Origin of the sequence: Fictibacillus solisalsi, assembly GCF_900103485.1 — a bacterium.
Lineage (GTDB): Bacteria > Bacillota > Bacilli > Bacillales > Fictibacillaceae > Fictibacillus_C > Fictibacillus_C solisalsi.
Genome location: NZ_FNHW01000004.1, coordinates 60,805 through 87,028, shown reverse-complemented (window position 1 = coordinate 87,028; position 26,224 = coordinate 60,805). Strand labels below are relative to the sequence as shown.

Here is a 26,224-nt window from a genome sequence, read left to right as displayed (position 1 = left end):
TGGGATGTGAGAGGACGTGAAGGAGGATAAGGAGATGGATTATGAAAGGATAACAATCGGGCAAAATGAAAAAATGTGGGTATTTTCGAAAGTTTCAAGCAAGCATAACCATTGCTATGAAAGGGTTTTCATCCTTTTTTTAAAATCCAAGCACCATTCATGAAAATAAAAAAAGAAACTGTCCCGAAAGACAGCTTCTTTTCGTGAATTTATTTTCCTGACGGTATAACCCGTTTGATAAAAAAGGAGAGAATCAGGGCAACAAAAGCAATGCCCGTTGCGACGATAAAGGCATCATTAATTCCATCGATTGCTGCCTGCTTTGCGGCTGTGCCATAGATCACCTGAACCCCCAATGAATTTCCTGCGGTTGAAGGCAGTCCGGCCACCTGGGCAAGTCCCTGTCCCAAAGCACTGATTTTCTCTGAAACGATGGGATTGGAGGTGGTGACGACATTTGCGTAATCAGCCGTATGGAATTCCTGACGGTTGGAAAAGATCGTCACCAGGAAGGCTGTGCCGAGTGAACCTGCAACCTGTCTCATAGTGTTGGATGTTGCTGTACCATGGCTGTTTAAGTGCCGCGGCAACTGGTTCATACCTGCGGTCATTACGGTCATCATCAAAAACGACATACCAAACATTCGCGACACATACATGAACAAAATATGTCCATAGGTGGTGTCGGTCGAAAGATGGCTGAATTCCCATGTGGTGATTACCGTGATGGTCAACCCGATGATGGCCAGCGGGCGCGCACCGATCCGGTCAAACAACGCTCCGGATATCGGAGACATAATCCCCATAATAATGGCTCCCGGCAATAATAGCAATCCGGACTCCAGTGGGGTAAATCCACGGATGTTCTGCAGATAAATCGGCAGAAGGATCATGGCTGCAAACATTGCCATATTGATGATCATGCTGATGACGGTTGTCAGTGCAAACACATCATATTTAAAAACACGCAAATTCAACATTGGTTTATCGGTGGTAAGCTCCCTCCATGTAAAAGCAGCAAGGGAAATTAACCCGATAATAATGGTAGATAATACGATGGCACTGGTCCAGCCTTCGCTTCCGGCTTCACTAAAGCCGTATAAGAGGGAACCAAAACCAATGGTAGAAAAGAGAAATCCTGCGAAATCGAACTTTGGATTCGATTTTTGAATAACGTCTTTCATCCATGCAAAAGCGATAATCAGGTCAATGACACCAAACGGAATAATGATGTCAAAGAGCAGTCTCCAGGAGTAATGCTCCACAATATATCCTGAAAGCGTCGGGCCGAGAGCGGGTGCAAAAAGCATCGCAATTCCCATGGTCCCCATCGCCTGGCCGCGCTTTTCAATAGGAAAGACAGTAAGAAAAACGGTCATCATAAGAGGCATGATAATACCTGCTCCAGCAGCCTGAACCACACGCCCCACCATTAACAAGCCAAACGATGTGGAAATGGAACAAATGACGGCTCCTGCTGTAAACAGAAACATAGCGGCGATGAACAGGGTTCTTGTTCCAAACCTTTCGATTAAATAGGCTGTAATCGGAATACATACCCCGTTCACCAGCATATACCCGGTGGAAACCCACTGAACGGTTGTAGCAGAAACATTCAGGTCATTCATGATGTGGGGAATCGCTACATTAAGCAAGGTTTGGTTCAAAATAGCAATAAAAGCCCCAAGCATCAGTACAGTCAATATTCGTCCCACTGGAATGGGTTCATCCTGCTTTACTTTTTTAATGGTCTGAAGCGAACTTTCTTCCTGCCGCTTTTCGGCAGCAGACGTCACATATTCGAGAGCAGGTTCAGAGACCGCTGTATCTTCCAAAGTAGCATCAATCAGTTCGTTGGATTCATACGGATGGCCCGTAGCCCGCTCCGAAATATGGTCCTGCTCTTCCCATTGTTTTCTCCGGTTTGCACGGACTGCAATAAAGTTCACTGTCAGCAAAAGAACAATGGATATAAGGACATAGCCTATGATATAAATTGACATCGTCTCACCACCTACTTGTGGATCCGTACGGTTACATTCATTCCAGGAACAATATCAAGGCCAGAATAGCTGTCTAACGAAATTTTAACAGGAATAACCTGGGTGACTTTTGTGTAGTTTCCGGTGTTATTTGAGCTTGGCAGCATGGAAAACGTGTTGGCGGTTGCAAGGCCAATCTCTTCCACTTTCCCTGAGAGTGTGTTGTTAGGGAACGAATCGACATATACATCAACGTCTTGGTTTTTTTTCACATCGTCAATATCTGTTTCTTGTACATTGGCTGTTACCCACAGGTTACTCATGTCATAAGCGTGAGCAAGCGGTGTTCCAGCAGCCACAAAAGAATCCTCCACAGCAGATTGCTGAACGATGGTGCCATGCTTTGGTGCATCAATTTTAACTTTGGACATTCCAGTTGATCCTTGGGAAGGAGCAGCAGTAATGGTTCCAATTTCAGACCCTTTATTGAATTCTTTGCCGACTTCACCTTTCCAGTCTGTCAGCTTTCCGTTGGCTGGAGCTGCAATGGTTACCTGTTGGCCAGCTATTTGGGCATTATCTGTTTTGATGTAGTTCGCAGATTGGTTGTAATAGTAGTATGCTGCAATGCCACCACCGATTAAAATGATTAAAATAATAACGTTTAAGACCGCTAGACGGCGCATGTTCATGAATGGTTTTCCTCCTTGGTTGTTAAAATCGTCATGATTTGCTGATGAATTCTCAGCAGGTGGTCTTTATCTTCAGGGTCCATTTTTGTGATCTCCATAATCCTCTTTGTGAAAGAAGAATCATCTCCAGTAGCTTCCTGAAGCTTTTGTTCGCCATCCTCCGTTAGTTTCAGGGTGATGGCTCTTCTGTCAGCGGTTGATATTTCCCGTTCCAGCAAACCACTGGATACCAGCCGGTCAACCACACCGCTCATCGTGCTGTTTGTTAATTTTAAACTGGCTGCAAGCTCCCTCAGGCCAGTGTTTGGTGAACGGTGGATTTTGTACAAGGCTTTTAGCTGCACCACCGTCAATCCTGCCCTGTCAGCGTCTTCCTTCATCAGTGAGTATAAGGCTTTTTGTATTCGTATAAAGGAATCCAGCAGCTCATTGTTGAGCAGATTCATTAAACTATCATCCCCACTTTCTCATTTTGTGAACAGTTTGTTTTGTTAATAGTTCGCATACCAACTATTTATGCACAAAATATATAATAAATGCTTGCTGATTGAATTGTCAATAAAAAACATTGCATACAAATTTTATTTTGCACGACTTTTTTCAGGTTAATCTTTTTTTTGCTTTTTACAAAGTTTTAACAGCCTGTAACGCTCTCTCCACAACCATCCGTTATACTAACCGTGAATTGACTAAAAAAGGAAAAGGGGTATAGCTGTGAAAAGATTTGCGAAGAATCGAATGGGCCGTGTGGCGATGTTTTTTAGTTTAATGGGAATCCTGCTTCCAGCTCCACTTGCCAACGCTCAAGACGAACCATTCACCTCACCACAAACCAAAGAGGTACAAAAACTTGAGAAGGGTCTTACATATACCAAGTCTGTATTTGGAAAGGTGAGCGGCCCCTCTGGCTATATGGTTGATGCTGCGTTTACAGAGGAGCAGGCAGAAGCCGAACAGCTTTCAAAAGAACTGAGGGACAAAGGCTATAAGACGACGGTCAAAACGCTGGCGGACCGCGCACAGGATGATCCTGAACGCGGAACACCCCTGGGCTATCTCGTACGAACGGGCCCATTTCAAAAGGAATCTGATGCAAAAAGCGAACAAAAAAAACTCGTCTCTGCAGGATACAGTAAATCCAAAGTTGTGAATATCCTTGAGGACGGGGATGAATCCACCGGGCCATGGGCGGTGCATACACTCGAGGTAAATACTGGCCAATGGAATGGCAGTCTGAAGCCGGTACTGGCTCAAGGTGTCGTTCCGGGCAAGGAAAAACTAAGCGATATGGCAAAAACCGCCCAAGCTGTGGCCGGAATCAACGGGGGGTATTTTGTCATGGGACCGCAGGATGGAACAGAAGGAGATCTGGCGGGGGTATCTGTCATGAACGGAGACCTTATCAGTGAGGCGGTTAAAGGAAGAACCAGTCTGGTCCTGAACCGGCAAAATAAGGCCAGCATCGCTTCTGTCAAAACGGAGCTGACGATCAAAGGATCTCAGGGCGCCAGGGCAAAGCTTGATGGATTGAACCGTGTCCCCGGACTTATCCGGGGCTGCGGCGGAATTGGTGACACAGAAACCATCCTTCCCCGGCATGACTTTACATGTACCGATCCGGATGAATTTATTCAATACACATCTTCATTCGGAAACAGGACCCCGGAAGGACCAGGGACGGATGTCGTCCTAGATCGTAATGGAAGAGTGCTCGATGTCCAATTTTCACGCGGTACGGGCATACCGTTTGGCGGTTCAGTCATCGCCGGAACTGGAGATTCTGCTGATTGGTTAAAAGAGCATGCGGTGCCTGGGAAGAAGCTTTCAGTTAAAAAGACCGTAACTGCTGATAGCAAAACTCTTCCATCGTCCGCGAAATATGGAGTAATTAACGGCGGACCGCGGCTGATAAAGCATGGAAAAGTCTATATTAACGCCACAAAGGAAGGGTTTCATCAGCCCAATGATCCTGAATTTTACTATCGTTTTGGTGAGCGGAGAAATCCGAGAACCATTGCCGGTATTAAACCGAACGGAAATCTGCTACTGGTAACGGTCGATGGCAAAAAACCTGGATACAGCATCGGGATGACCTTTGAAGAAGAAGCTCGATTAATGAAGGCATTGGGGGCAATAGAAGCAGTGAACCTGGATGGCGGGGGATCCACCACGATGAATGTGAACGGCGAGTTGGTGAATGACCCCTCCGACGCAGCGGGTGAACGTCCAATCGGTGACGGTTTATTATTACTGACTTCAACCAATCAGTAACATCAAAAAGGCTGAGCGCCTGGTCTTCGAATGGGCCATGCGTCAGCCTTTATTTAATGTTGTTTGTTCAAATGCTGTTTCGCCTGTCTGATGAGTTCACTCACCATCCGGCCGCCAATCTGGCCCCCAACGGTTCCGGCCTGCTTGGCCGTCAGCTGTCCGTTGTAATCCTTTTGCATCGGTACATTCATGCCTTTTGCTACTTCATATTTAACCGCATCGGGCTCAGACGGATCTACAGCATAACCAACATCTTTCATTACCTTTGCCTTTAACTGGTCCAATGCGGCCCTAGATTCAGGTACTAAGGGTGTGCGGCTTCTTCTTGCCATGCCTTTTTCCTCCTTACTTGCCGTTCTTACCGTTAGTTTGCCCGTTTACGGGAAGTTCAACCGGAGGGATTGGCTGCATTAGTTGGTTGAAGGATAAAGAAATATAATAGTGGGTTTTTTATGAAAGTTATTGAAGTGGGGGTGAGGGAGGGATGTGTATGTTGAGTACTGCGGGAACATGAAGCTAGGCGTTAGTTGCGGTTCGACACGGTTTAGTTGCGGTGTTAGCTCATTTACTTGCGGTTCGACAAGAAATACTTGCGGTAGAGGCCAAAATACTTGCGGTTCGACATGATTTAGTTGCATATCACATCATTTTCATAAATTGTCGGGCCTAAACGGACACTTTAGCTTTTCTTGTATTGATCCAGCTTCAGTGTCCAGGCCCTCGAGGTCGCTTCATTCTCACTCCTCAACACAAAAATCGTGTTGTTGTGTGAGAGTTCCAGCGCTTGTCGGGCCTAAACGGACACTTTAGCTTTTCTTATATTGATCCAGCTTCAGCCGCTAGAGACTCGATCGTTTCACTCTCTCACCTTCAACACAAAGAGCGTGTTGTTGTTCAAGAGTTCCAACGCTTTTCGTCTCTAAACAGCGGCTTCAGCTTTTCTTATTAAGCATTATTTTTTAAAAATGTGTGATACTTGTTTTATGATAGGAACAATGGGACTTTAGATTTCCAAAGAAATGGAGTGAGGTTTTTGGGTACTCAAGAGAATCAGCAGCTTGCTACGTTTGCGGGAGGTTGCTTTTGGTGCATGGTTTCGCCGTTTGAGGAACAGCCGGGCATCATTTCCGTGGTTTCAGGATATACCGGCGGCCACACCGAGAATCCGACGTACGAGGAAGTCTGCTCCGATACGACCGGACATTATGAGGCCGTGCAGATCACGTATGATCCGGATGTTTTTCCATATGAAAAACTACTGACACTTTTTTGGCAGCAGATTGATCCGACAGATCCCGGCGGCCAGTTTTATGACCGCGGTGATTCTTACCGCACCGCCATTTTTTATCATACAGAACAGCAGAAGGAACGGGCGGAAGCGTCCAAACAGGAGCTTGCCGAAAGCGGCCGTTTCCAGAAACCGATTGTGACGCCGATTCTTCCGGCATCCACGTTTTATCCTGCCGAGACGTACCATCAGGATTACCATAAAAAGAACCCTGCGCATTACCAACGGTACCGCAAAGGTTCAGGGAGGGAAGATTTTATCAAACAGCATTGGAGCAACAAACCAGACAAAAATGAACTGAAGAAAAGGTTAACCCCGATTCAATACGAGGTGACCCAGAACGATGCGACGGAACCTCCGTTTCAGAACCCGTACTGGGACCATAAAGAAGAAGGTATTTATGTGGATATTGTCTCAGGAAAGCCGCTGTTCACCTCTCTTGACAAGTTTGATTCCAATTGCGGCTGGCCGAGCTTCACGAAGCCCATCCAGCAGTCGGAGGTTGAAGAGAAAAAGGACTTCAGCCATTTTATGGTCCGTACCGAAGTCAGAAGCAAATCCGCGGATTCCCATCTCGGACATGTGTTCAATGACGGACCGCAGGATAAAGGCGGTTTGCGGTATTGCATTAACTCTGCAGCATTAAGGTTCGTCCCGAAAAGTGACCTCGAAAAAGAAGGATATGGCGAGTATCTTTCCTTATTTGAAAAAAGTGAATGACGGGGAGAAACAGGCAGGTGAAAAACTGCCTGTTTTTCTTATGTTGAACCAGGGAAGTCTAGGAAGACAGAGAGGTCCTGAACGGAGGAATGACGATGGATGAAAAACAAAATCCTACAGAAAAAAGGAAAACCGAGCACATTGATATCGCGCTGAACAAAGAGGTGCAAAGCAAAAACGTGACGACCGGATTTGAGAGGTATGCGTTTAAGCATAATGCGCTTCCTGAAATCAATTTCCGGGATATCGATCTCTCCACTGCCTTTATGGATAAGAAAAGGCGTACCCCGTTCTTAATCAGTTCCATGACAGGGGGCACAGAACGGGCATACCAGATCAACCGGAGGCTGGCACTGGCTGCCGAGAAAATGGGCTGGGCAATGGGGCTCGGTTCCATGAGAGCCGCTGTGGAAAATGAGGGAGTAGCGTACTCCTTCAACGTGAGAAAATATGCTCCCACTGTACCGATTATCGCCAATTTGGGGGCCGTCCAATTGAATTATGGCTATGGCACCAAGGAGTGCCTTCGGGCAGTGGAGATTGCGGAAGCGGATGCCCTCGTCCTGCATCTCAACAGCATGCAGGAAGCCTTTCAGCCGGAAGGGGATACCAACTTTTCAGAGCTTCTTCCCAAGATTGAAGAGGTGGCCGAACGCCTCTCTGTTCCAGTGGGGGTTAAAGAAGTGGGAATGGGCATTGATGGCGAGACCGCCAAGAAATTAAAAGAGGCAGGCATTCAGTTTATAGATGTGGCGGGAGCAGGGGGAACGTCCTGGATTCAAGTAGAAAAGTATCGTTCAAAGAATCAAATGAGAGAGCAGGCAGCAGAAGCCTTTCAACAATGGGGACTGTCCACCGCCCAAGCCCTTATTGAGGTGCGGAAAGGAACCACATTCAAAAATATCATCGCCAGTGGTGGTTTGAAAAATGGAGTGGATGCAGCAAAAGCTTTAGTTCTGGGGGCTGATGTGGTTGGATTTGGCCGGTCCTTGCTGCCAGCCGCCGCTCTCGAGGACGATGACGCTATCATTTCCAAACTCGAACAGATTGAATTTGAACTGAGGGCGGCAATGTTCGGAATCGGTACCGGGACCATCTCTGATCTTAAAGCAACAAGCCGGCTTCTTAAGGTCGAAGATTAGCCAGCAGTTCCGGAATAAGAATGGGAGAAAGGCTTGTCAGCGGGATCGGGAACTCGGGAAGACCAACATAATAGGGGGTGTACTCATAGCTTTGGTAGTAAATTACAAGGTTTTTGGAGGTTAAAAAAAAGCGGTCGTCGTTCTTGACGCTTTCATACGGCTGAATGAGAGGAAACTGGTATTCCTTAAATTTTTTCTTAATGATGGAGGTCAGCCTCGTTTTGTAAAAACTGTTTGCTTTAAATAAATCGCTCAGCGTATAGATTTTGCCCACGTTCACATCCATGTTGACTGAATCCTGGAGAGTCAGGCCGTGCGCAGCTTCTTTCCAATAAGCGTAATTGGTAAAAACGATACTGAGCCACCTTCCCTGATTAAGCTTCACTTCAAAACTCCCTGTCATCTCCTCCAAATCCTTGCGCTTGACCCCGTTCTCGGCCATCAGCCCAAAGACCTTATTCTTTATCGCGGTGTTCAGCTTGTTCTGTGTTTCCATATTGGCAAGACCCATAATCTGAGGGTACTGAACGTTTACGTTATCGGTGTGGTGTTGTTGGATAAGCAGGTTGGTATATGGATGGCGTTTTGGTTTTTGCACAGTCATCACCTCGAAGCTTTTATACATATTTTGAAATGGGGCCATAAGGTTTGAGCTGGCGGAATTCGGGATAGACGGATTCAAATTGGATATAGACCGGAGCTTCCTTGTATTCAGGATGGCCCTCAAAAAAATAGCGGTCACCGTACCGGAAGGCTTCAAGGACACGGGGCAACTCCCGCAAAAAGATTTCATTTCGTTGCCTGGCCACTGACTCGGTTGTATTCTCATCTGCTACAAGCACATAACCGTACAGCACTTTTTCGCGGTTGAATGTTTTCCATTCCGCGTATACTTCATCCCGGATCGGATATGCAGTATCATGGGCAAATTCAGGGCCAACCACTAAAAAAAGCCGGGCGGTCGTGTCGGAATGGGTCAGCGTGTAGCGTCGGGGGAATTTGGGGTCCGTTGGTACGGCGTTTGGGCGGTATTGAACAAAAAGCTTCTTAGGATCAAGCATCTTCATCAATGTTCCTCTATTCCGTTTTTTGTTCCAATGTATACAGATGGAAGCTAAACGGTGAACTATTCGCTGAAAAAACTTGCTCCAAATAAAAAAGCCCCGGAATGAACCGGAGCGTTACTGATTATGACTGGCTGGGTTCAGCCACTTTCACGAGCTGTTTGCCAAGGTTTTCTCCCTTAAACAAGCCGAGGAATGCATGAATGGTATTTTCAAAGCCCTCGACGACGTTTTCTTCGTATTTCAATTTTCCCTCTTGGAGCCATTGTCCCAGCTGCTTTGCGCCTTCCTCAAATTGGGAGGCATAGTTGCTGACGATGAATCCCTTGATCAGTGCACTGTTGATCAGCAACTGTCCTTGAATGCGTGGACCCACGTCCTGTTTTTCAAGATTATAAAGGGAAATCTGACCGCAAAGCGGAATTCTCGCATATTTGTTCAGCAGGCTGATGACGGCATCCGAAATTTCCCCGCCAACATTGTCAAAATAAACATCCACACCATCCGGGCATGCTTCTTTCAGTGCCTGGCGGATGCTGCCGGCCTCACGGTAGTTGATCACGGCGTCAAAGCCGAGCTCATTTTTCAGGTAATTCACTTTTTCCTCGGATCCGGCAATGCCGACGACCCGGGCGCCCTTAATTTTGGCGATTTGGCCAACGGTACTTCCTACTGCACCGGCTGCACCGGAAACGACCACGGTTTCCCCTTCCTGCGGGTTGCCGATATCAAGCAATCCGAAGTAGGCAGTAAGGCCCGGCATGCCGAGGATGCCAAGATTGGCCGTAATAGGAGCGAGCTCAGGATCGAGCTTGCGCACTTCATGTTCACCTGCAGTGGTGTAAAGAGCCCAAGGCAGATTGCCGATGACCAGGTCTCCCTCCTCAAGTTCGCCGGAGCGGGACTCAACCACTTCAGCCACAATTCCCCCACTGACGGGCTGATTTAATTCAAACGGCGGTACATATGATTTTGTGTCATTCATTCTTCCCCGCATATAAGGGTCTACAGATAGGTACAACGTTTTAAGCAGTACCTGGCCGTTTTGCGGTTCTGGAATCTCGATGTCTTCAAATGTAAAGTTCTCCATGGAAGGCATACCTTTAGGACGGCTAGTTAATAAGATGTGCTGATTTTTTTGTTCTGTCATATCTTCTTCACCAAACCTTTCATCTATTGTTAATGCAATGCCTCTTAGTCATCATAAAGGGAAATTTACAGGAAAGCCAATGAATACGCTTTTTCAAGGTAAAAGAAGGTTTGCACCGTTTTGTCAAAGAACTAGTTAAGGATCGTGTAAAATTAAGTAAGAAGGCGGTGGGAAAATGAAGCTGGAATCCTACAGCAGCGTAAACGAATTTTACAAAGCTGCAGAACCATTTTTGATGAAGCAGGAAGCAGCCAGTGGCTATATGCTATCCAGCTGCATAAAACAACTTGAGAAGAAACCATCCAGCCATAATCCGCCTTTTCTGTGCTGTGTGAAGGAAGATAAGGATATGCGGCTTGCGGCGTTAATGACGCCTCCAGGTCCTCTGCAGCTATATGGTGAGGAAGCAGGGATAGAAGCAGTCGTTCACAAGCTGATTAATGAAGACTGGGGCATTGCACGGCTTTCCGCTCCTGCTGCACTGGCTCATGCGTTTGCAGAAAAGTGGCTGCAGCAAACAGGTAATACGTACCGCGTGATGTCGAGTATGAAGCTCTATGGAACAGATCACATTTCATTTTCCTCGGGTAGCATTGGGGAGCTGCGGCAGGCAACTTCACAAGACAGGGAAATGACGGCAAGATGGCTGTATGAGATGGGTATGGAAAACCGTTCATTGCTTACAAAAAACGAGGCATTAGTAATGGCCAAAGAAATGATTGAGAAAAAAAGCATCTTTTTTTGGAAAAACGAGAAGTCGGAACCCTCAAGTATGGCTGCACTGACCAGACAGACCCCGAACACGATAACGATCAATATGGTTTATACGCCAAAGGAACAAAGGAGAAAAGGGTATGCCAAAGCATGTGTGGCGAATCTCAGCCAATGGTTGCTTGAAACGGACATCACGTATTGCACCCTTTATGCCGATGGATCGAATGTTGCTGCGAACGAATTATACACGAGTATTGGCTACCAGGAGATTGAACAGTACACAGAGCTGAGTTTCAGTCAAAGATAATCAAAGGGGAGAAATGAAGATGGAAACGATCGTTCGAATGAGTAAAAAGGAAGATTTACCTCAGTTAAAGGCGCTTATGCTAGAGTATATTGTGGATTTCTATAGAAGCCCGAAGCCGGATGACCAGAAGCTGGATGACCTGATTGCCGTTCTGCTGCAGAGAGAGCAAGGGCTCCAGTTTGTTGCCGAAAAGGATGGAGTACTTAAGGGGTTTGCCACGCTTTATTTTACATACAGTACCACACGTGCAGACAAGATCACGGTTATGAATGATCTGTATGTGGCGGAGGACAGCCGGGGAACCGATATGGCTTCCGGTTTATTTCAAGCTTGCAAGAAGTATACCGGTGATAATAGGTATGCAGCCATGCTTTGGGAGACGGCAGAGGACAACCACAGGGCACAACGATTTTATGAGAAAATGGGTGGGCACAAAGGCGATTTCCTCACGTATTCCATATAAATCGTTTAGGAATGAGGCTTTTTCATTTGGGATACAATGCTCTTATGCTGATAAAAAGGAGTATTGTCATGGGAGCATTTGCAAAGCCAAGGCTTGTAGTCAGCCGTTGTCTGGAGTTCGATAACTGCCGGTACAACGGGGATGTCATCCATCATCCGACCATCCGGAAGCTGATGAAATACGTTGATTTTTTAACGGTTTGTCCTGAAGTGGAAATCGGGCTTGGTACACCGAGAGAAACCATCCGCATCGTTCTGCAGAATGGAGAGCAGCGTTTGATGCAGCCCAAAACGGAGCGGGACGTAACAGCGGAAATGGGGCAGTTTTCAGATGCATACCTGAAGTCTCTGGAACACATCGATGGCTTTATATTAAAAAGCCGTTCTCCTTCCTGCGGGCTTAAGGAGGTTAAGCTATACTCCTCAACTGAAAAAGGGCCGGCTGTCGGCTCGAGCAGCGGGCTTTTCGGCGGTAAAGTACTTGAGAAGTTCGGCCATTTGGCGGTGGAGGATGAAGGCAGGCTGAATAACTTTCTGATCAGAGAACGGTTTTTTACAAAAATTTTTCTGCTTGCCGCATACAGGGAATTGAAGAAAGAAGGTTCCTTGGACCTGCTTCAGGATTTTCATGGAAACAACCAGTATCTGTTTCTGGCTTACAGCCGCCCGACATTAAAGCTGTTAACCCGCATTTTAAAAAACAATGACCAGCATGCGCAAGATGAACTTTTTTCACTGTATGAGAAAGGGCTGCAGCGTCTTTTTCTGCGGACCGCACGATATGATTCAAGCCTGAATGCTGCAAGGGAAATGGTTAAAACCTTTGAAGCCCAATTGAATGAAAGGGAAAAATCACATTTTCTAGAGCTGACGGATAAGGTGGCAGAAAAAAAGGAGCCTTTTTCCAGTGTACTTGCCTTGCTGAAATCTTGGGCGTACCGTTTTGAAAACGAAGGGCTGCTCCGTCAAAGCTGGTTTCAGCCGTATCCAGAGGATCTGCTTGAAATCTCGGATTCCGGTAAAGGAAGAGACTATTAAAGGGCCAACCGCCTATATTGGCATGGTATAGTTGTAGAAGACTATACAGTGGGGTGGACGAGCATGTTTTTACATAAAGGAGAAGTGTTGTTTCGGCAAGGGGAAAGTGGTCCGCTTTTTGAACTGAAAAGCGGGCTTCTTAAGGTGGTTCGTGTTCAAGAGGACGGAACCGCATCTTTGCTTAATTTAATTCTGCCTGGAGAAGTGATTCCCCATCATTCATTGATCAGCCAGAAGGATTATCACGGAACCGCCATTGCCCTGCTTCCGGCTGAAGTTGAGGTGATTCCGGAAAAGCAGTGGTACAAGGGGCTTTCAGAAAACCCTGAAAAGTACCGGGAGGTGGCGCTTCTGCTGCAAACCAGGCTTCGCATGATGCAGCAGCGCATCGACCAGCTCACGGCGGTTTCAACAAAAGAACGTGTCATCCTGCTGCAAAATTGGTTTCAGCAATACTTTCCGGGTCTGTCGGTAAAGGATGTACTGACTCAGGAGGAAATCGGCCAGTTTGTCGGCTTGCGCAGGGAAACGGTAAACCGGGTGCTCCGGCATCTGTAGGAAATTATGAAAAAAATCACATAATGTTTTTCCTATATTTTCTTATTTCCTGTTCACACTAATGATGTATCACCAATAAAAGGAGGAATGATCATCATGAAACGTGTGATAATGCTGGCTGCAGCCCTCTGTTTTGGCATCGGCATATTTGCCGGGGCCTTGGCTGCACATGCTCAAGGCGCAAACAGCGAACAGACTCACCATAGGCACAGAGATCATATGTGGAAGCAGCTTGCACCCTACAAGGACAAGCTGCATGAAATAAACCAGCTAAAGGCGGAATATTATGGACTGAAGAAAGACGCGTTGCTGAAAAAGGATACTCTTTTACAGCTTCATTCAGGAAATCAGCCGGGAAGCTGGCACAAAAATCCGAAAATGAAGCAATATCATCAAAGCATGAAAAAGCTTCATATGGAGATGAAATCGCTTAAGGATAAGGAAAAGGCAGAAAAGAAAAATCTGAAAGCCGCTTTAAAAGCGAAGGATAAAGCGAAAATCAGTTCTCATTTAGACCAGAAGCTGCTTATTCAAAAACAGATCAATCAAAAGCTGGCTGAGCGAAATAAGTTGCTGGACACGATGATCAAAGAAATGAAAAAATAGTAAGAGACTAAGAGACAGGGCAGTGTCCCTGTCTTTTGCATTGGCTGGAGCGGAGGTAGAAAAAAGATGAAGAACATCTATAATGACAATTTATATGGGGAATTTGAATTGGAAGACGTGTTGTGCCGGCTGATTGAATCGGCTCCCATTCAGCGGCTGAAGGGGGTAATGCAGGGCGGTGCAAGCTTTTTGGTCTGCCCGGAGTGGAATGTTACCCGGTATGAACATTCACTGGGAGTCATGTTCCTGATTCGGCGGCTCGGCGGAAGCCTCGAAGAACAAATTGCGGGCCTGCTTCATGATGTATCACATACAGCCTTTTCGCATGTCGTGGATACCGTGCTGAAACGGTCTGACGAGGATTATCACGAAGAAATCTTTCAAAAGGTTATTGAAGGTTCAGAGCTTCCATCCATATTGCAAGACTATGGCTATGGCACCGATCTGCTGAATGACGACTTTTTTATTTTGGAACAGGATCTTCCGGATCTCTGTGCCGACCGGATTGACTATACACTCAGAGATATGTACCAGCAAGGAAAAATTACTAAGAATCAAGCCATGGCCTTTCTTCGGTCCTTGAACTTCCATGAGGGAAAACTGTATGTACGGTCACTGGAGGATGCACGTTGGTTTGTGGAAACCTACTATAAAGAAGTGATTGATTACTTTCTTCATCCGCTGAACGTTTATAGCTATGAAGCTCTTTCCTCCATTTTGACCAGAGCCCTTGAGTTGAAGATCATTACCATGCCGGACTTTTTACTGGACGACGTTGGTTTACTGAAAAAGGTACAAAAGCATGGGGATGAGGAGATCCAAAGAGCGGTAAAGGAGCTCCAGAATTTTTCAGGTGAACTGGAAGAAACGGAAGATGACTATGAGATCCATAGGATTAGCAAGCTCCGGTTGATCGATCCTCTTGTTATGCAGGATGGACGGCTGGAGCGGGCCTCCGTTCTGTCGGAGGAAATTCGTTTCATGAATCAAGCAGCGCGTGAAAGGGCAACAAAAGGAGTTTATCTCAGAGTGAAGGTTATTTAGTGCAAGATTTGTTGTTTTGAGCGAGCTGGAAGAAGGGGCTGGGGTGGTTACTTGCGGAATTGGGCTGAATACTTGTGGTCGGGCACGATTTAGTTGCGATTACAGGCCATTTAGTTGCGGTTCGACACGAATTACTTGCGGTTCGACAAAGAATACTTGCATATTATGTTATTTTCATAAATTCAAAAAAAGCGAAGTCCCATTTAGGCTTCGCTTTTTTCTGTCTTAAATTTAAAGCTCCTTGCAATATAAATGACGGGAGTCGATGCTGCCGATACAATAAATTTAAGCAAATAGGTCGTAATGAAGATTTCAAACCATACATTCCACTCGTACACACCGGCAAAGGAGATCGTACAAAATACGAGAGAATCGATCAGCTGGCTCAGCAGCGTACTTCCGTTGTTCCGGATCCAGAGTTGTCCGTATCCGGGAAATGCCTTTTTCAGCATGGAATACAGTCGTACATCAATAAATTGGCTGATCAGGTACGCGGCAAGACTGGCAGCGGCCAGACGGGGCATTAACCCGAACAGCGTTTCCATCGGCTCTTGGGCGATATCGCTCTGTGCCGGTTCAAAAAATAAAGCCATCTGCATGATGATCGTCGTCATAATCAGGGTGAAAAATCCAAACCAAACCGCTTTTTTGGCTTCTTTCTGACCGTACTTTTCATTCAGCAAGTCGGTGGAAAGGTATATCGTGGAATACATAGTATTACCGAGTGTCATCACCAAACCGAACATTTCAATGGTTTTCACGACCTGAATGTTAGCCAGAATCGTGGCTGCGCCCACCCAGACATATAATCCCTGCTTACCGAACAATCGGTAACAGATTAAAAATAATATAAAGTTCACGAGAGCAAACAAAATGCCATAGTAAACATTAAACACAATAATAACCTCCTAGTTTTGATACAGCGGGAGTTCTCGAACCGCATAGTATTTAGTTTTGCACAAGGCTTTATTATAGGAGAAACCGAACAAGAAAGCAATGGTGGCGCTGATTTCGACAAATTATTTACCGGGAAATAAAAGCCAAAACAAAAAACACCCTCCCCTCTTGGACAAAAGAAGGAAAGGTGTTTTGTTTATTCATTAGATCGCCTGGAATGCTTTTTCAAGTGCTGCTTCTGCAGTAAGATACTCGTATCCAAGATCTTTAGCCACTGCTTCATACGTAATATGGCCGCCAGCAACGTTTAGACCCAGTTTCAATGACGGATTGGAAAGAACGGCTTCGGTCACGCCTTTGTTTGCGATTTGAAGAGCGTAAGGAACAGTCACATTTGTTAGTGCAATCGTTGAAGTACGAGGCACTGCACCAGGCATGTTCGCCACTGCATAGTGAACCACACCATGCTTCACATATGTTGGGTTATCGTGAGTTGTAATATGGTCAACCGTTTCAAAGATTCCGCCCTGGTCGATCGCCACATCCACAATAACAGATCCTGGTTTCATGGACTTAATCATTTCTTCGGATACAAGCTTAGGCGCTTTTGCTCCCGGAATAAGTACAGCACCGATGACGAGGTCAGACTCAGCTACTGCATCAGCAATGTTCAGCGGGCTGGACATCAAAGTTTGTACGCTCTTTCCAAAAATATCCTCGAGCTGGCGGAGACGGTCAGGGTTCAAGTCAATGATTGTCACATCAGCGCCAAGGCCTGCGGCTACTTTAGCTGCGTTTGTTCCAACGACACCGCCGCCAATGACAGTAACTTTCCCGCGTTTTACTCCTGGTACGCCGCCAAGCAGAATTCCTTTTCCGCCTTTTGGTTTTTCAAGGAATTGCGCACCGATTTGAGCGGACATGCGTCCAGCAACTTCACTCATCGGAGTCAGCAATGGCAGGGTGCGATTTTGTTCCACTGTTTCATAAGCGATGGCTGTCACACCGCTTTCGGTAAGTGCAGCTGCAAGTTCAGGCTCGGCTGCAAGGTGAAGATAGGTGAAAAGAATCAATCCGGAGCGGAAATATTTGTACTCGGATGCAAGTGGTTCTTTTACCTTCATGATCATATCGGATTTCGCCCAGACATCTGCAGCACTGTCGATCATTGTAGCGCCGGCTGAAGCATAATCTTCGTTCGGAAAGCCGCTTCCTTCACCTGCGTTCGTTTCCACCAGTACTTCATGTCCTGCTTTTATTAATGCCACAACACCCGCAGGCGTCAAAGCTACGCGATTCTCGTTGTTTTTAATCTCGGTAGGTACACCAATAATCATTGTAAATCCTCCTTGCGCCCTCTAGAATGATGGCGTTTTCATTTCTGTGTTTTCAGTATAATCCTTTCTTTTTTAAATTTCTTTGTGAGGAAAAGAAAATACAAAGAGAAGCATTTGTGAAATTTCACAAATGCTTCTCAATAAAAAAGACGCTGTATTTGTAAGTCCAGATAAAGCATCGTTTTCTGGTTCGTATTTTTATAATCAATCTGCCCGATCTCGGCAATGCGTTTCAGCCGGTAGGTCAAGGTATTCAAGTGAATGTGAAGCACCGCTGCAGTCTGGTGCGCGTTGGAGCCGGCTGAGAGATAGGTGTCCAGCGTTTGATACAAATCCGTCTTGTGGAGGCGGTCATATTCCTGCAATTTGGCAAGTGAAGGATTGCGATAGCGGCTCGCCCGCTGCTGTTCATGAATCACGTCGAGAAATTGATAGATGCCAAGGCTTTCATATCCAAAAAGGTCCTCTACCCCCTCTGAAAACCGGTCCTTGATTTTGATGACCTGCTGAGCCTCCTTAAAGCTTTTTTCAGTAAGCTGATAGGCATTGTATACTCCACCAAACCCGGCGGTAATCCCCTTCACACCAAACCGCTCGGCCATTTGCTGGGTAAAGGAGCGGATAAATTCCTCCAGGATGCCGCGCAGATCCTCTTTTCGTGACGAGGTCACAAGCAGGATCATTTGATTTTCATCTGTAGCTGTCAGCTGTGCCTTTACGCTTTGGTTAACGGAGGTAATATAGCTTATATTTTTCTCGAAAGCAGCATCGATTTCCTGAGGGAATTGAAAAATGAGGACAGAGACGGGTGAACTTGGCATGATTCCAAGATCTCGCAGACTGTCGAGAATTGTTTCTTCACTATTCATGTGTCCGGTTAGCAGCTTCCAAAAGAACTCTTGAAGGCTCTCCTGTTTTCTTCTCGAACCTGTATAATGCTGCAGCAACTGGTTTTTTGCAGATTGTGCCGCCTTCTTTAATAGCCCCAACTCTTCATCGGCTATATGACGGTCTACTTCAAGCGCCCATATGTAGCCGAGAACTTCCTCGTTTTTGCGTATGGAGACAGCTACCCTGTCGCCCAGCCCCACCTTAGAAATGGAAGAGACGCGAAGAGGTTCATCGCTCGCCTGAAGACGGGGGATTACTCCATCCCTCCAAAGACTGTTAATGACTTTTTCCGGTACACGACGCCCAATAATGGTGGCAATCCGTGCAGGATCTGTGCTGTCTTCATGCGTGCTGTAAGCCAGCAGCCGGTGATTGGCATCCTCAATGGTCACCGGGCAGTGAAGAACCTCACTGATGGTATCTGCCAGGTTCTCAAGACTTCCAAATGTCCCCTTGAACGGATCTTGTGAATGAGAAAAAGAATTCATGCGCAACGCTCCTGTAAAAGTACTGTTGCTTCTATGATAAAACACCTATTGCCATATAAACTAGGGTTTCCGAGAAAAATCCCTAGATTTTTTCGCAATAGTCCCCTAGTCTTTTGTGATTTTCAAAAAGGTATAAGCCTTCTTTATTATTTCCCAATAACCCTTTAAAAAAGGAAAAACAGGCGTTTTGTAGAATTTAGGGAAGGTACAGAAAGGGGAAGATCAGATGAAATTTAGTCAGTTTGAGTATAAACGCCCTGACATGAACCAGCTTCAACAGGACTTTAAGGACAGGTTGGAAAGATTTGAGTCAGCACCGTCTTTTGAGGTCCAGGATCAGATATTGACAGAGCTGGTATCGCTGCGTAACTTTTTTGAAAGCATGCAAAATATCGTACATATCCGTTACACGAGTAATACAGAAGATACCTTTTATAAACAAGAACATGATTTTATGGATGAAAATGGCCCGCTTTATCAGGGGATGGTCAGCGACTTCTTCCGTGCGCTCGTTAAATCGAAATATCGGAAGGAACTGGAAAGCCGGTGGGGCAAGCATTTATTCAACCTTGCAGATACAGAATTAAAGACGTATTCTCCTGAAGTGCTGGAGGACTTGAAACAGGAGAACCGGTTGAAAAGCCAGTATGTGAAGCTGCTTTCTTCTGCTCAAATCGAGTTTCAGGGAAAGAAGAGAACCCTAGCCCAATTGACCCCCTTTACCCAGTCACCCGACAGAGATACAAGAAAGCAGGCGGTAAGTGCACAATTTGGCTTTTTTAATGATCACAGCGTCGAACTGGACAGGCTTTACGATGAGCTTGTGAGGCTTCGTACCTCCATTGCCAAAAAGCTCGGGTTTTCAAGCTTTGTAGAGCTGGCTTATAACCGGCTGAACCGGACCGATTACGACAAAAATGCGGTAAAGGCTTTCCGAGATCAGGTGAAAGAACACATTGTACCATTTTGCACGGATCTGCGTGAAAAGCAGCAATCACGCATTGGTGTGGATTCTCTGAAAATTTATGATGAATCCTTCAGCTTTCCAGAGGGCAATCCGAGGCCCAAGGGGGATGCCGAGTGGATTGTGGCACAGGGGGCAAAGGTATTCAAGGAGCTGTCTCCCGAAACCGATGAGTTCTATACGTTTATGGTGGAAAATGAATTGCTTGACCTGGTCGCGAAGGAAGGAAAGGCACCAGGTGGTTATTGCACGTATATCAGCGAATACCAATCGCCATTCATTTTTACAAATTTCAATGGCTCCCAGGGGGATGTGCGGGTTTTGATGCATGAAGCGGGCCACGCGTTTCAGGTCTACACAAGCAGAGGCTACGAGGTGCCTGAATACCAGTTTCCTACACTCGAAGCCTGTGAGATTCATTCCATGAGCATGGAACTGATCACCTATCCGTGGATGGACCGTTTCTTTGGAGAGGATACCGACCGGTTTTTGTACGACCATCTGGCGGCCGCTGTGAAATTTATTCCATACGGCGTGGCTGTGGATGAATTTCAGCATTTTGTGTATGAGAATCCGCACGTTTCGCCGCAGGAACGGAAACAGGAATGGCGCCGGCTGGAAAAGAAGTATTTGCCGCACCGGGATCATGACGGTATTCCGTTTTTAGAAGAAGGCGGATATTGGCAGATGCAGACGCACATCTACCGGACTCCGTTTTATTACATTGATTACACACTGGCTCAGGTATGTGCCCTTCAGTTCTGGAACCGATCGAGGGAAAATCATAAAGCAGCCTGGCAGGATTACCTGGAGCTTTGTGAACAGGGTGGCAGCCTGCCGTTTACTGAGCTCGTTAATATCGCGGGGCTGGTGTCTCCATTTGAAAATGGTTGTGTTGAATCGGTTATGAGTGAAGTGAGAAAATGGGAAGCACAAATCGACGACAAAACATTTTTGCTAAAAGCATAGTGAAAGAGAACACCCCTTGGTCTTTTCAAGCCGGGGGGTGTTTTATGAAAGCTTAGATTGACATCCATCACAGTGAAATTTGTAGTTTTTTTGACAGATGGTCCAAAACCCCTGTTTCATGGGGGAGTTAGCTTGGGGTTTATTGTCTACAATGGTAGAATAAGAAGCGATAGTAGATGATATAAGGAGGGCCAAGCAATGAGCGACCATTCGAATTCTGAAGTGAAACAGAGAAACTATACGCCTCTTGTGATCGGGCTTTCAATAGCGATTAACGTTCTTGTTGTTATTTTATTTTTCCTGCCGGCCTATAACGGACATGTGGCATTTGATGTTCACTTACTGCCGCGGCTGAATGCCATCTTTAACAGCTTTACCTTTGTGTTTTTGCTTGCAGCATTGTTTTTTATCTTAAGAAAGAACATAACGATGCACAAGCGGTTTATTTACGCAGCGTTTACGACCACCTTTTTATTTTTACTTTCTTATGTGACGTATCACTATTTGTCAGAATCCACAAGCTACGGTGGAGAAGGGCCATTACGGTATATCTACTTCTTTATTCTGATCACTCACATAATCCTTGCAGCAGCCATTGTCCCTCTTGCCTTGTTTACACTCGCCCGCGGATTGAACATGCAAGTGGCCAAGCATAAGAGAATCGCCAGATGGACCATGCCGCTTTGGCTGTATGTCAGCCTAACCGGTGTTATTGTTTATTTGATGATCTCCCCTTATTATTAAGAAGCAGGAAGCGCTCCTGCTTCTTTTTTACATAAAAAGAACCGAATAGCTTTGATGCAAACGGGTAGTAATAAGAATGAATCCGAAACAAGGAGGAATAAGACATGAGCGATCAGCAAAAACTGGAAGATGCCATACTGTATATCAAGGACAGCACGTCTTACAGCGAGGACAACATCCGCCTCGTATTGAAAGAGGAAGGTCATTATTTTGAATTGCAGAATGCGGATGTCGACATGGATGAGCTTGTTGATTATCTGACAAGAAAGACCAACCTTACCGAGCTGGAAGTAAATGATATTTTGGAAAAAGAGCTTGAGTATTTCGAGGAAACCGAAGAGTAGAACCGTAACAGCCCGGAAGGAGAACCTGTCCGGGCTGTTTTTAGGTTATTTCTGAAAGATTGAGCATCCGCCTGCGGAAAGCGAGCACCTGGAAACGGAAGTCAATTGCCTAGAGCAACTTAGAGTAACCGTTCATATCAATACGCTATGCCAACACGGGAACACAGGAATTCCTCAGAAGACAGCTGCTTATAAGCGAATTCGGCAGTATCGCCTGTACTGATCTGCATTCCTTCAAGAGGCAGGTAATCCTTTTCTGTCCGGTAATTTCCGGTTGGAGGCCCGTCTGGCAAATAGGTGGGGCAAATAATCGTCCAATCAAGATACGACTCCTTTATCGCAAGGTACGCCTCATGATGCTCGCGGGCGGCGCGGGTCAATTTCCGTTTGGACTCACTGGATTGGTAGCGAAGCAAACCAGGGTCTGTCCGGCTGTTCAGAATCCCCGCTGTACCCATCGTCAGCAGGCGCTTGATGCTGCGTTCCTGCATCGCCGTGATTAACAATGGAACAGCATCTGTAAGGACGGTTCCCCCATCGGTACCGAGCGCACTGACCACCGCGTCACATCCCTCGATGGCCTGTTCAATGTCTTCTTTCACGGTTGCATCTCCCCTGAATACCTGCCGCACTTTTATATCGGACGGAAGCTTCTCCGGCGTTCTCACCAGAACATTCACCTGATGTCCGTCTTGTGCAGCAAGCCGGGCGATTTCGCAACCGACACGGCCTGTTGCTCCCAGTAATAATAATTTCAATGCATTCTCCTCCCTGTCTTGTTCTCTACCATTTACCATACTTGATGTGAGCTTTGTTTAGCAAAAGATTAGTATGTTATCTGTATATTCTCTATAATGAAACCAAGATAAGAAGAGGAGGATGAAGCATGAGCGAGAAAAAGACAGTTGGTTTTGTGGGAACAGGCGTCATGGGAAAAAGCATGGCCGCCCATCTGCTTAAGGCAGGACATCCTGTACATATTTATACAAGAACAAAGGAAAAAGCGAAAGACCTGATCCAGCAGGGAGCCCAGTGGAAGGAGACGGTTGCGGAAGTTGCACAAACCTCTCAGGTCATCATTACCATGGTAGGTTATCCTTCGGACGTGGAAGAGGTGTATTTCGGGGAAAATGGCCTTCTCGAAAACGCGGCGGAAGGCACTTATATCATTGATATGACGACCTCCAGCCCCTTGCTTGCACAGAAAATCGATGCCCGTGCCAAAGAATTAAATCTTCATTCGCTCGATGCACCGGTATCAGGAGGAGATGTAGGAGCCCGGGAAGCAAGGCTTTCCATCATGGTCGGCGGCGAAAAGGAAGATTTTGAAGCGGTTCTTCCTATTTTTGAGCTGATGGGGCAAAATATTGTTCACCAGGGAAAAGCAGGTGCCGGCCAGCATACCAAGATGTGCAACCAAATCGCGATCGCATCGGGTATGATTGGTGTTTGTGAAGCTGTTATTTACGCCGAAAAAGCCGGTTTGGATCCAAATACCGTATTAAAAAGCATTGAATCCGGTGCAGCCGGAAGCTGGTCGCTATCCAATCTGGCTCCGCGAATTATTAGCGGCAACTTTGCACCTGGATTTTACGTAAAACATTTTATTAAAGACATGAAAATTGCACTTGAATCTGCGGGTGAGATGGGAATTTTAACTCCCGGATTGCAGCTGGCCAAGGATTTGTACGAGGAACTGGCCGAGATGGGTGAAGAGAACAGCGGCACTCACGCGCTGTATAAACGCTTGAAAGCCTGAATCGGGGTAAAAAGCGCAGAAGGAGGTGATCGTATGCAGCGTCTTATCTATGAAAGCGCATGGGACAAGACTATCGCAGAACAAGATCGCAAAATGATCGAGGAGATTTTTAATGAGACGTCAGAGGAGAACGGGCAAAACGTTGCGTTCCCGCTCATACGCTCCGCAATGAACCATAAAGGAGACCTTCTCGTTACATGCCTCATCCATAATTTTGGAAGCGAACCGTTCGTTATCCAGGATACAGTCTTTACGTATAAGGAGGACGGTGAGTTGATCGCGGAACTGGCATTTACCATTCCGCAGGTTCAACTGCCCCCTGAAACCAGCATGCCCTGGACCTTTATATTTCCGAAAGCTTTGATTCATAAGGAACCGGTTCATACCGGCGGCAAGCTGGATTTTAAATAGAAAAGGGGATGCCTGAAAGTCAAAAATTGACCTTCAGGCATCCTCTTTTTGCGTAAAAAAGCTGAGTGGAAGGTGCGCGGTCCTCGAAAATAAACATCTCATTTTCTTCGTGCGATGTCTTGCTGCCGCAGTGTTCCTTGTCCTGCGGGATTAGCGTGACAGGTGAGACTCCCGTAGGCACTTGCCAATAGGTAGGCGTACACGCCGGTAAGGTAGGCGTACACGCCGGTAAGGTAGGCGTACACGCCGGTAAGGCTAACCGCACGCCCCGGTAAAAGCGAGCGGCCTGGAACGAAAATCAACAGCTTCCAGACTTCTTAGACAGCCCGATTTTTAACGATAGTTAATGAACTGTACATCAATCGGCAAATCTGCCTGGCGGATGGCCGAGATGATCTGCTGAAGATCGTCCCTGCTTTTGCCCGATACCCGAACCTGGTCATCCTGCACCTGGCTTTTTACTTTAACTCCAGAATTTTTGATGATCGTGTTGATTTTTTTGGCGTTATCTTTGTCGATGCCCTGTACAAGCTTGGCACGCTGGCGCACCGTTCCGCCTGACGCCTGCTCGATTTTGGAATAATCGAGGTTTTTAATGGGAACGTCCCGCTTGATCAACTTGCTGATCAATACGTCTTTCAGCTGCTCCATCTTGTATTCATCATCGGAAACCAGTGTGAGCTCCTCACTGCTTTTATCCAGGGAAATGTCACTTTTGCTTCCCTTAAAATCATAGCGGTTTTTGATTTCCTTCATGGCGATGTTAATCGCATTGTCCACCTCGGAAAGGTCGACCTTTGAAACAATGTCAAATGAGCTTTCTTTACTCAACGGATCCGCCTCCTTTATGTAATCTATTAATCTTCTATACTTATATTATATTAGCTGACCATAGTTTTGACAAAATCCTGTGAAAATATAACGGGGGTTTTGAGTTCATGATAAATCCTTCAAAAGAGCTCAACCTTTCGAGTGGAGTGTCTTTGTACATTTAAAAGTCCAGGTTTCACCGGACTTTTTTTATTGGCCGCAAGTTGGGGTAAACACTAATAGAGTATGAAGTGAAGAAAGGTGTGAACAGGTTGCCACGCTTGAAAAATAAAGAAGTTATCTTAACCTTGAGATTGCAAACTATCATGTTTGGGTGAAAAAAAGGTATAAAACCCTGTATACCCTTAATGACTTTATGATTGGGCTCTGGTTTTTGGCGGGCAGTATTCTTTTTCTTTTTGAATCGGCCAAGACAGTGGGTGTCTGGCTTTTCATTGTCGGCAGCCTTCAGCTCGTCATGCGGCCTGCTATTGCCCTGGCAAATGATCTTCATGTCAAGCGGGAGAACGAACGTCAGGACAGTTTAAGAAGGGCGAAAAGGTTATCCGAGTGAATCCTCAATAAAACAAAAAGGAGGCGGACTTCATGAAAGAAGTCCGCCTCTTTTACCTATGATTAAACCCAAGTATCAAGATTATTTTCACCTTTTACGAGTACAAGTACTTTTCCCTGATCAAGCTTCTTTTCGTATTCATCAGCTTCCAAAGAGCTTAAGCCGATCTCTTCTAATTTACTGCGAAGCTCGTCCCCGCGCTTTTGGAAGACATTTTTAATGGCAGTTCCCAGCCCTTCTTCAGGGGTACCAATGGTGTTGGCATCTGCTGCATCAGCGATCGCCCTGGTATCATCCTTTTCATGAGCAAGCACATAGATGTCTTCCTGGTCGATCCCTCTTGTTTCAAGTTCCTGAACAGCAGTAATGACTTCCTGATCGGTTGTAAATTCACGTACTAATGGTTTTGCCATGGGTAGAATTCCTCCTTATTAATTCGTTACAGTTGTTCAATACACGTTTTCCGGATTCGATAAACATGGAAAAATGACCCTTGGTGTTTGAGTCGCTTTCGTTTGGGGGAAAATAATGCGTATAAAACAGTAAGAAAGGATGAGCGACAAATGTTATGGACCATTATTGGAATCCTGATCGTACTTTGGATATTAGGCCTGGTGTTCAAAATTGCAGGCGGCATTATTCATATTCTCCTGATCGCAGCTGTTATCGTTCTGATCTATAAACTCATCAAAGGAAGAGCAACCAGACAATAGAACTTTATAGACTTTTTCAAAACAAACGCTGCATTGGGAACAATCTCGGAAAGCGAGCACATGGAACGAAAATCAACCCTTCCAAAAAGTAACAATAGAAAAAAACAGGAACTGCCGGCCTATTCAGCCGGCAGTTTTTTAGTTCCATTTACTTTGTTTAAAAGTGAACGATTTAACAAAACATAGGGGAAATGTACCGATTTATCTGGGTATTTTTTCTTATTTTTTACAAAAATTTAAAACATTTACCTTTATTTTACGAATAAAGTCTTTTATTTTTATTTT

General features: G+C 45.9%; 29 protein-coding genes. 16 read left to right on the top strand and 13 right to left on the bottom strand.

Annotated features, from left to right (window positions below):
- Positions 1 to 209: 209 nt before the first annotated feature.
- From BLT53_RS21060 to BLT53_RS21050, 3 genes are read right to left on the bottom strand one after another with little or no spacing between them, the layout of a single operon-like run.
- Positions 210 to 2,003: a DHA2 family efflux MFS transporter permease subunit gene (locus BLT53_RS21060; RefSeq protein WP_090238322.1), complete on the bottom strand. Its 1,794-nt coding sequence runs from the start codon at positions 2,001 to 2,003 to the stop codon at positions 210 to 212.
- Between the two features lie 11 nt (positions 2,004 to 2,014).
- The gene (locus BLT53_RS21055) at positions 2,015 to 2,674 is read right to left on the bottom strand and encodes an HlyD family secretion protein (protein ID WP_090238319.1); all 660 of its coding nucleotides are present in this window, start codon (positions 2,672 to 2,674) and stop codon (positions 2,015 to 2,017) included.
- Entirely contained in the window at positions 2,671 to 3,120 is a 450-nt protein-coding gene (locus BLT53_RS21050; RefSeq protein WP_090238316.1) for a MarR family winged helix-turn-helix transcriptional regulator, read from the bottom strand. The genes BLT53_RS21055 and BLT53_RS21050 overlap by 4 nt, the downstream gene beginning before the upstream one ends.
- Before the next feature lie 268 nt (positions 3,121 to 3,388).
- Here BLT53_RS21050 and BLT53_RS21045 point away from each other — a divergent pair, with 268 nt between their 5' ends.
- On the top strand, positions 3,389 to 4,945 hold the full coding sequence (locus BLT53_RS21045) for a phosphodiester glycosidase family protein (RefSeq protein WP_090238313.1): 1,557 nt from the start codon (positions 3,389 to 3,391) through the stop codon (positions 4,943 to 4,945).
- Between the two features lie 53 nt (positions 4,946 to 4,998).
- Here the strand turns inward: BLT53_RS21045 and BLT53_RS21040 are convergent, their stop codons facing one another.
- Complete coding sequence (locus tag BLT53_RS21040; RefSeq protein ID WP_090238310.1) at positions 4,999 to 5,277, bottom strand: alpha/beta-type small acid-soluble spore protein; 279 nt, start codon at positions 5,275 to 5,277, stop codon at positions 4,999 to 5,001.
- Positions 5,278 to 5,978: 701 nt separating this feature from the next.
- On the opposite strand from BLT53_RS21040, the gene msrB reads away from it, so the two are divergent.
- The gene (gene msrB, locus BLT53_RS21035) at positions 5,979 to 6,953 is read left to right on the top strand and encodes a peptide-methionine (R)-S-oxide reductase MsrB (protein ID WP_280138829.1); all 975 of its coding nucleotides are present in this window, start codon (positions 5,979 to 5,981) and stop codon (positions 6,951 to 6,953) included.
- A gap of 95 nt (positions 6,954 to 7,048) precedes the next feature.
- Positions 7,049 to 8,095: a type 2 isopentenyl-diphosphate Delta-isomerase gene (gene fni, locus BLT53_RS21030; RefSeq protein ID WP_425284727.1), complete on the top strand. Its 1,047-nt coding sequence runs from the start codon at positions 7,049 to 7,051 to the stop codon at positions 8,093 to 8,095.
- Here the strand turns inward: fni and BLT53_RS21025 are convergent.
- The 3 genes from BLT53_RS21025 to BLT53_RS21015 all read right to left on the bottom strand — a co-directional run bounded on the left by BLT53_RS21025 (position 8,079) and on the right by BLT53_RS21015 (position 10,309).
- Positions 8,079 to 8,693: a DUF3298 and DUF4163 domain-containing protein gene (locus BLT53_RS21025; protein WP_170834460.1), complete on the bottom strand. Its 615-nt coding sequence runs from the start codon at positions 8,691 to 8,693 to the stop codon at positions 8,079 to 8,081. The genes fni and BLT53_RS21025 overlap by 17 nt on opposite strands.
- Positions 8,694 to 8,712: 19 nt before the next feature.
- A complete protein-coding gene (locus BLT53_RS21020) occupies positions 8,713 to 9,162 on the bottom strand; it encodes a staygreen family protein (protein WP_090238297.1) in 450 nt (149 codons plus the stop codon).
- A 121-nt stretch (positions 9,163 to 9,283) separates the two neighbouring features.
- Positions 9,284 to 10,309, bottom strand: coding sequence for an NADP-dependent oxidoreductase (locus tag BLT53_RS21015; RefSeq protein WP_090238294.1), 1,026 nt, complete (start codon positions 10,307 to 10,309; stop codon positions 9,284 to 9,286).
- 175 nt (positions 10,310 to 10,484) lie between these two features.
- Between BLT53_RS21015 and BLT53_RS21010 the strand changes: the two genes are divergently transcribed.
- The 6 genes from BLT53_RS21010 (at position 10,485) to BLT53_RS20985 (ending at position 15,038) form a co-directional block, all read left to right on the top strand.
- The gene (locus BLT53_RS21010; protein WP_090238291.1) at positions 10,485 to 11,330 is read left to right on the top strand and encodes a GNAT family N-acetyltransferase; all 846 of its coding nucleotides are present in this window, start codon (positions 10,485 to 10,487) and stop codon (positions 11,328 to 11,330) included.
- 19 nt (positions 11,331 to 11,349) lie between these two features.
- The gene (locus BLT53_RS21005) at positions 11,350 to 11,793 is read left to right on the top strand and encodes a GNAT family N-acetyltransferase (protein WP_090238288.1); all 444 of its coding nucleotides are present in this window, start codon (positions 11,350 to 11,352) and stop codon (positions 11,791 to 11,793) included.
- A 68-nt stretch (positions 11,794 to 11,861) separates the two neighbouring features.
- Entirely contained in the window at positions 11,862 to 12,830 is a 969-nt protein-coding gene (locus tag BLT53_RS21000) for a YbgA family protein (protein WP_090238285.1), read from the top strand.
- 63 nt (positions 12,831 to 12,893) lie between these two features.
- Positions 12,894 to 13,388, top strand: a complete 495-nt coding sequence (locus BLT53_RS20995) for a Crp/Fnr family transcriptional regulator (RefSeq protein ID WP_090238282.1) — start codon at positions 12,894 to 12,896, stop codon at positions 13,386 to 13,388.
- 96 nt (positions 13,389 to 13,484) lie between these two features.
- Complete coding sequence (locus BLT53_RS20990) at positions 13,485 to 13,994, top strand: hypothetical protein (protein WP_090238279.1); 510 nt, start codon at positions 13,485 to 13,487, stop codon at positions 13,992 to 13,994.
- Positions 13,995 to 14,060: 66 nt separating this feature from the next.
- Complete coding sequence (locus BLT53_RS20985; RefSeq protein ID WP_090238276.1) at positions 14,061 to 15,038, top strand: HD domain-containing protein; 978 nt, start codon at positions 14,061 to 14,063, stop codon at positions 15,036 to 15,038.
- Between the two features lie 203 nt (positions 15,039 to 15,241).
- Here the strand turns inward: BLT53_RS20985 and BLT53_RS20980 are convergent, their stop codons facing one another.
- The 3 genes from BLT53_RS20980 to BLT53_RS20970 form a co-directional block, all read right to left on the bottom strand.
- Positions 15,242 to 15,934, bottom strand: a complete 693-nt coding sequence (locus BLT53_RS20980) for a queuosine precursor transporter (RefSeq protein WP_090238273.1) — start codon at positions 15,932 to 15,934, stop codon at positions 15,242 to 15,244.
- Positions 15,935 to 16,138: 204 nt separating this feature from the next.
- A complete protein-coding gene (gene ald, locus BLT53_RS20975) occupies positions 16,139 to 17,272 on the bottom strand; it encodes an alanine dehydrogenase (protein WP_090238270.1) in 1,134 nt (377 codons plus the stop codon).
- A gap of 137 nt (positions 17,273 to 17,409) precedes the next feature.
- Positions 17,410 to 18,651 (bottom strand): PucR family transcriptional regulator, encoded by a 1,242-nt coding sequence (locus tag BLT53_RS20970; protein ID WP_090238267.1) that lies wholly within the window; start codon positions 18,649 to 18,651, stop codon positions 17,410 to 17,412.
- Between the two features lie 226 nt (positions 18,652 to 18,877).
- On the opposite strand from BLT53_RS20970, the gene BLT53_RS20965 reads away from it, so the two are divergent.
- From BLT53_RS20965 to BLT53_RS20955, 3 genes are all read left to right on the top strand, one after another.
- Positions 18,878 to 20,584: a M3 family oligoendopeptidase gene (locus BLT53_RS20965; RefSeq protein ID WP_090238264.1), complete on the top strand. Its 1,707-nt coding sequence runs from the start codon at positions 18,878 to 18,880 to the stop codon at positions 20,582 to 20,584.
- 198 nt (positions 20,585 to 20,782) lie between these two features.
- Positions 20,783 to 21,328 carry a DUF420 domain-containing protein gene (locus BLT53_RS20960; protein ID WP_090238260.1) on the top strand — a complete coding sequence of 182 codons (546 nt, stop codon included), beginning with the start codon at positions 20,783 to 20,785 and terminating at the stop codon, positions 21,326 to 21,328.
- 104 nt (positions 21,329 to 21,432) lie between these two features.
- Complete coding sequence (locus BLT53_RS20955) at positions 21,433 to 21,672, top strand: hypothetical protein (protein WP_090238257.1); 240 nt, start codon at positions 21,433 to 21,435, stop codon at positions 21,670 to 21,672.
- A gap of 137 nt (positions 21,673 to 21,809) precedes the next feature.
- Here BLT53_RS20955 and BLT53_RS20950 read toward each other — a convergent pair whose 3' ends face one another.
- Complete coding sequence (locus BLT53_RS20950) at positions 21,810 to 22,430, bottom strand: NAD(P)-dependent oxidoreductase (protein ID WP_090238254.1); 621 nt, start codon at positions 22,428 to 22,430, stop codon at positions 21,810 to 21,812.
- A 128-nt stretch (positions 22,431 to 22,558) separates the two neighbouring features.
- Here BLT53_RS20950 and BLT53_RS20945 point away from each other — a divergent pair, with 128 nt between their 5' ends.
- Both BLT53_RS20945 and BLT53_RS20940 read left to right on the top strand, forming a co-directional pair.
- Positions 22,559 to 23,431: an NAD(P)-dependent oxidoreductase gene (locus BLT53_RS20945; protein ID WP_090238252.1), complete on the top strand. Its 873-nt coding sequence runs from the start codon at positions 22,559 to 22,561 to the stop codon at positions 23,429 to 23,431.
- Between the two features lie 33 nt (positions 23,432 to 23,464).
- Positions 23,465 to 23,842: an SLAP domain-containing protein gene (locus tag BLT53_RS20940; RefSeq protein WP_090238247.1), complete on the top strand. Its 378-nt coding sequence runs from the start codon at positions 23,465 to 23,467 to the stop codon at positions 23,840 to 23,842.
- Positions 23,843 to 24,175: 333 nt separating this feature from the next.
- Here the strand turns inward: BLT53_RS20940 and BLT53_RS20935 are convergent, their stop codons facing one another.
- Positions 24,176 to 24,673 (bottom strand): YajQ family cyclic di-GMP-binding protein, encoded by a 498-nt coding sequence (locus BLT53_RS20935; protein WP_090238245.1) that lies wholly within the window; start codon positions 24,671 to 24,673, stop codon positions 24,176 to 24,178.
- Between the two features lie 313 nt (positions 24,674 to 24,986).
- On the opposite strand from BLT53_RS20935, the gene BLT53_RS20930 reads away from it, so the two are divergent.
- Entirely contained in the window at positions 24,987 to 25,226 is a 240-nt protein-coding gene (locus BLT53_RS20930; RefSeq protein ID WP_244520528.1) for a YrhK family protein, read from the top strand.
- Between the two features lie 62 nt (positions 25,227 to 25,288).
- Here the strand turns inward: BLT53_RS20930 and BLT53_RS20925 are convergent, their stop codons facing one another.
- The gene (locus BLT53_RS20925) at positions 25,289 to 25,639 is read right to left on the bottom strand and encodes a YflT domain-containing protein (RefSeq protein ID WP_090238242.1); all 351 of its coding nucleotides are present in this window, start codon (positions 25,637 to 25,639) and stop codon (positions 25,289 to 25,291) included.
- Between the two features lie 150 nt (positions 25,640 to 25,789).
- On the opposite strand from BLT53_RS20925, the gene BLT53_RS24805 reads away from it, so the two are divergent.
- Positions 25,790 to 25,939, top strand: coding sequence for a lmo0937 family membrane protein (locus BLT53_RS24805; protein ID WP_139168447.1), 150 nt, complete (start codon positions 25,790 to 25,792; stop codon positions 25,937 to 25,939).
- Positions 25,940 to 26,224: the final 285 nt, after the last annotated feature.

Bases quoted from the DNA above. Each gene is read 5' to 3' on its own strand.
- BLT53_RS21060 (WP_090238322.1), bottom strand. From the start codon at position 2,003: ATGTCAATTTATATCATAGGCTATGTCCTTATATCCATTGTTCTTTTG.
- BLT53_RS21055 (WP_090238319.1), bottom strand. From the start codon at position 2,674: ATGAACATGCGCCGTCTAGCGGTCTTAAACGTTATTATTTTAATCATT.
- BLT53_RS21050 (WP_090238316.1), bottom strand. From the start codon at position 3,120: ATGAATCTGCTCAACAATGAGCTGCTGGATTCCTTTATACGAATACAA.
- BLT53_RS21040 (WP_090238310.1), bottom strand. From the start codon at position 5,277: ATGGCAAGAAGAAGCCGCACACCCTTAGTACCTGAATCTAGGGCCGCA.
- fni (WP_425284727.1), top strand. From the start codon at position 7,049: ATGGATGAAAAACAAAATCCTACAGAAAAAAGGAAAACCGAGCACATT.
- BLT53_RS21020 (WP_090238297.1), bottom strand. From the start codon at position 9,162: ATGAAGATGCTTGATCCTAAGAAGCTTTTTGTTCAATACCGCCCAAAC.
- BLT53_RS21015 (WP_090238294.1), bottom strand. From the start codon at position 10,309: ATGACAGAACAAAAAAATCAGCACATCTTATTAACTAGCCGTCCTAAA.
- BLT53_RS21010 (WP_090238291.1), top strand. From the start codon at position 10,485: ATGAAGCTGGAATCCTACAGCAGCGTAAACGAATTTTACAAAGCTGCA.
- BLT53_RS21005 (WP_090238288.1), top strand. From the start codon at position 11,350: ATGGAAACGATCGTTCGAATGAGTAAAAAGGAAGATTTACCTCAGTTA.
- BLT53_RS21000 (WP_090238285.1), top strand. From the start codon at position 11,862: ATGGGAGCATTTGCAAAGCCAAGGCTTGTAGTCAGCCGTTGTCTGGAG.
- BLT53_RS20995 (WP_090238282.1), top strand. From the start codon at position 12,894: ATGTTTTTACATAAAGGAGAAGTGTTGTTTCGGCAAGGGGAAAGTGGT.
- BLT53_RS20990 (WP_090238279.1), top strand. From the start codon at position 13,485: ATGAAACGTGTGATAATGCTGGCTGCAGCCCTCTGTTTTGGCATCGGC.
- BLT53_RS20985 (WP_090238276.1), top strand. From the start codon at position 14,061: ATGAAGAACATCTATAATGACAATTTATATGGGGAATTTGAATTGGAA.
- ald (WP_090238270.1), bottom strand. From the start codon at position 17,272: ATGATTATTGGTGTACCTACCGAGATTAAAAACAACGAGAATCGCGTA.
- BLT53_RS20970 (WP_090238267.1), bottom strand. From the start codon at position 18,651: ATGAATTCTTTTTCTCATTCACAAGATCCGTTCAAGGGGACATTTGGA.
- BLT53_RS20965 (WP_090238264.1), top strand. From the start codon at position 18,878: ATGAAATTTAGTCAGTTTGAGTATAAACGCCCTGACATGAACCAGCTT.
- BLT53_RS20960 (WP_090238260.1), top strand. From the start codon at position 20,783: ATGAGCGACCATTCGAATTCTGAAGTGAAACAGAGAAACTATACGCCT.
- BLT53_RS20955 (WP_090238257.1), top strand. From the start codon at position 21,433: ATGAGCGATCAGCAAAAACTGGAAGATGCCATACTGTATATCAAGGAC.
- BLT53_RS20945 (WP_090238252.1), top strand. From the start codon at position 22,559: ATGAGCGAGAAAAAGACAGTTGGTTTTGTGGGAACAGGCGTCATGGGA.
- BLT53_RS20940 (WP_090238247.1), top strand. From the start codon at position 23,465: ATGCAGCGTCTTATCTATGAAAGCGCATGGGACAAGACTATCGCAGAA.
- BLT53_RS20925 (WP_090238242.1), bottom strand. From the start codon at position 25,639: ATGGCAAAACCATTAGTACGTGAATTTACAACCGATCAGGAAGTCATT.
- BLT53_RS24805 (WP_139168447.1), top strand. From the start codon at position 25,790: ATGTTATGGACCATTATTGGAATCCTGATCGTACTTTGGATATTAGGC.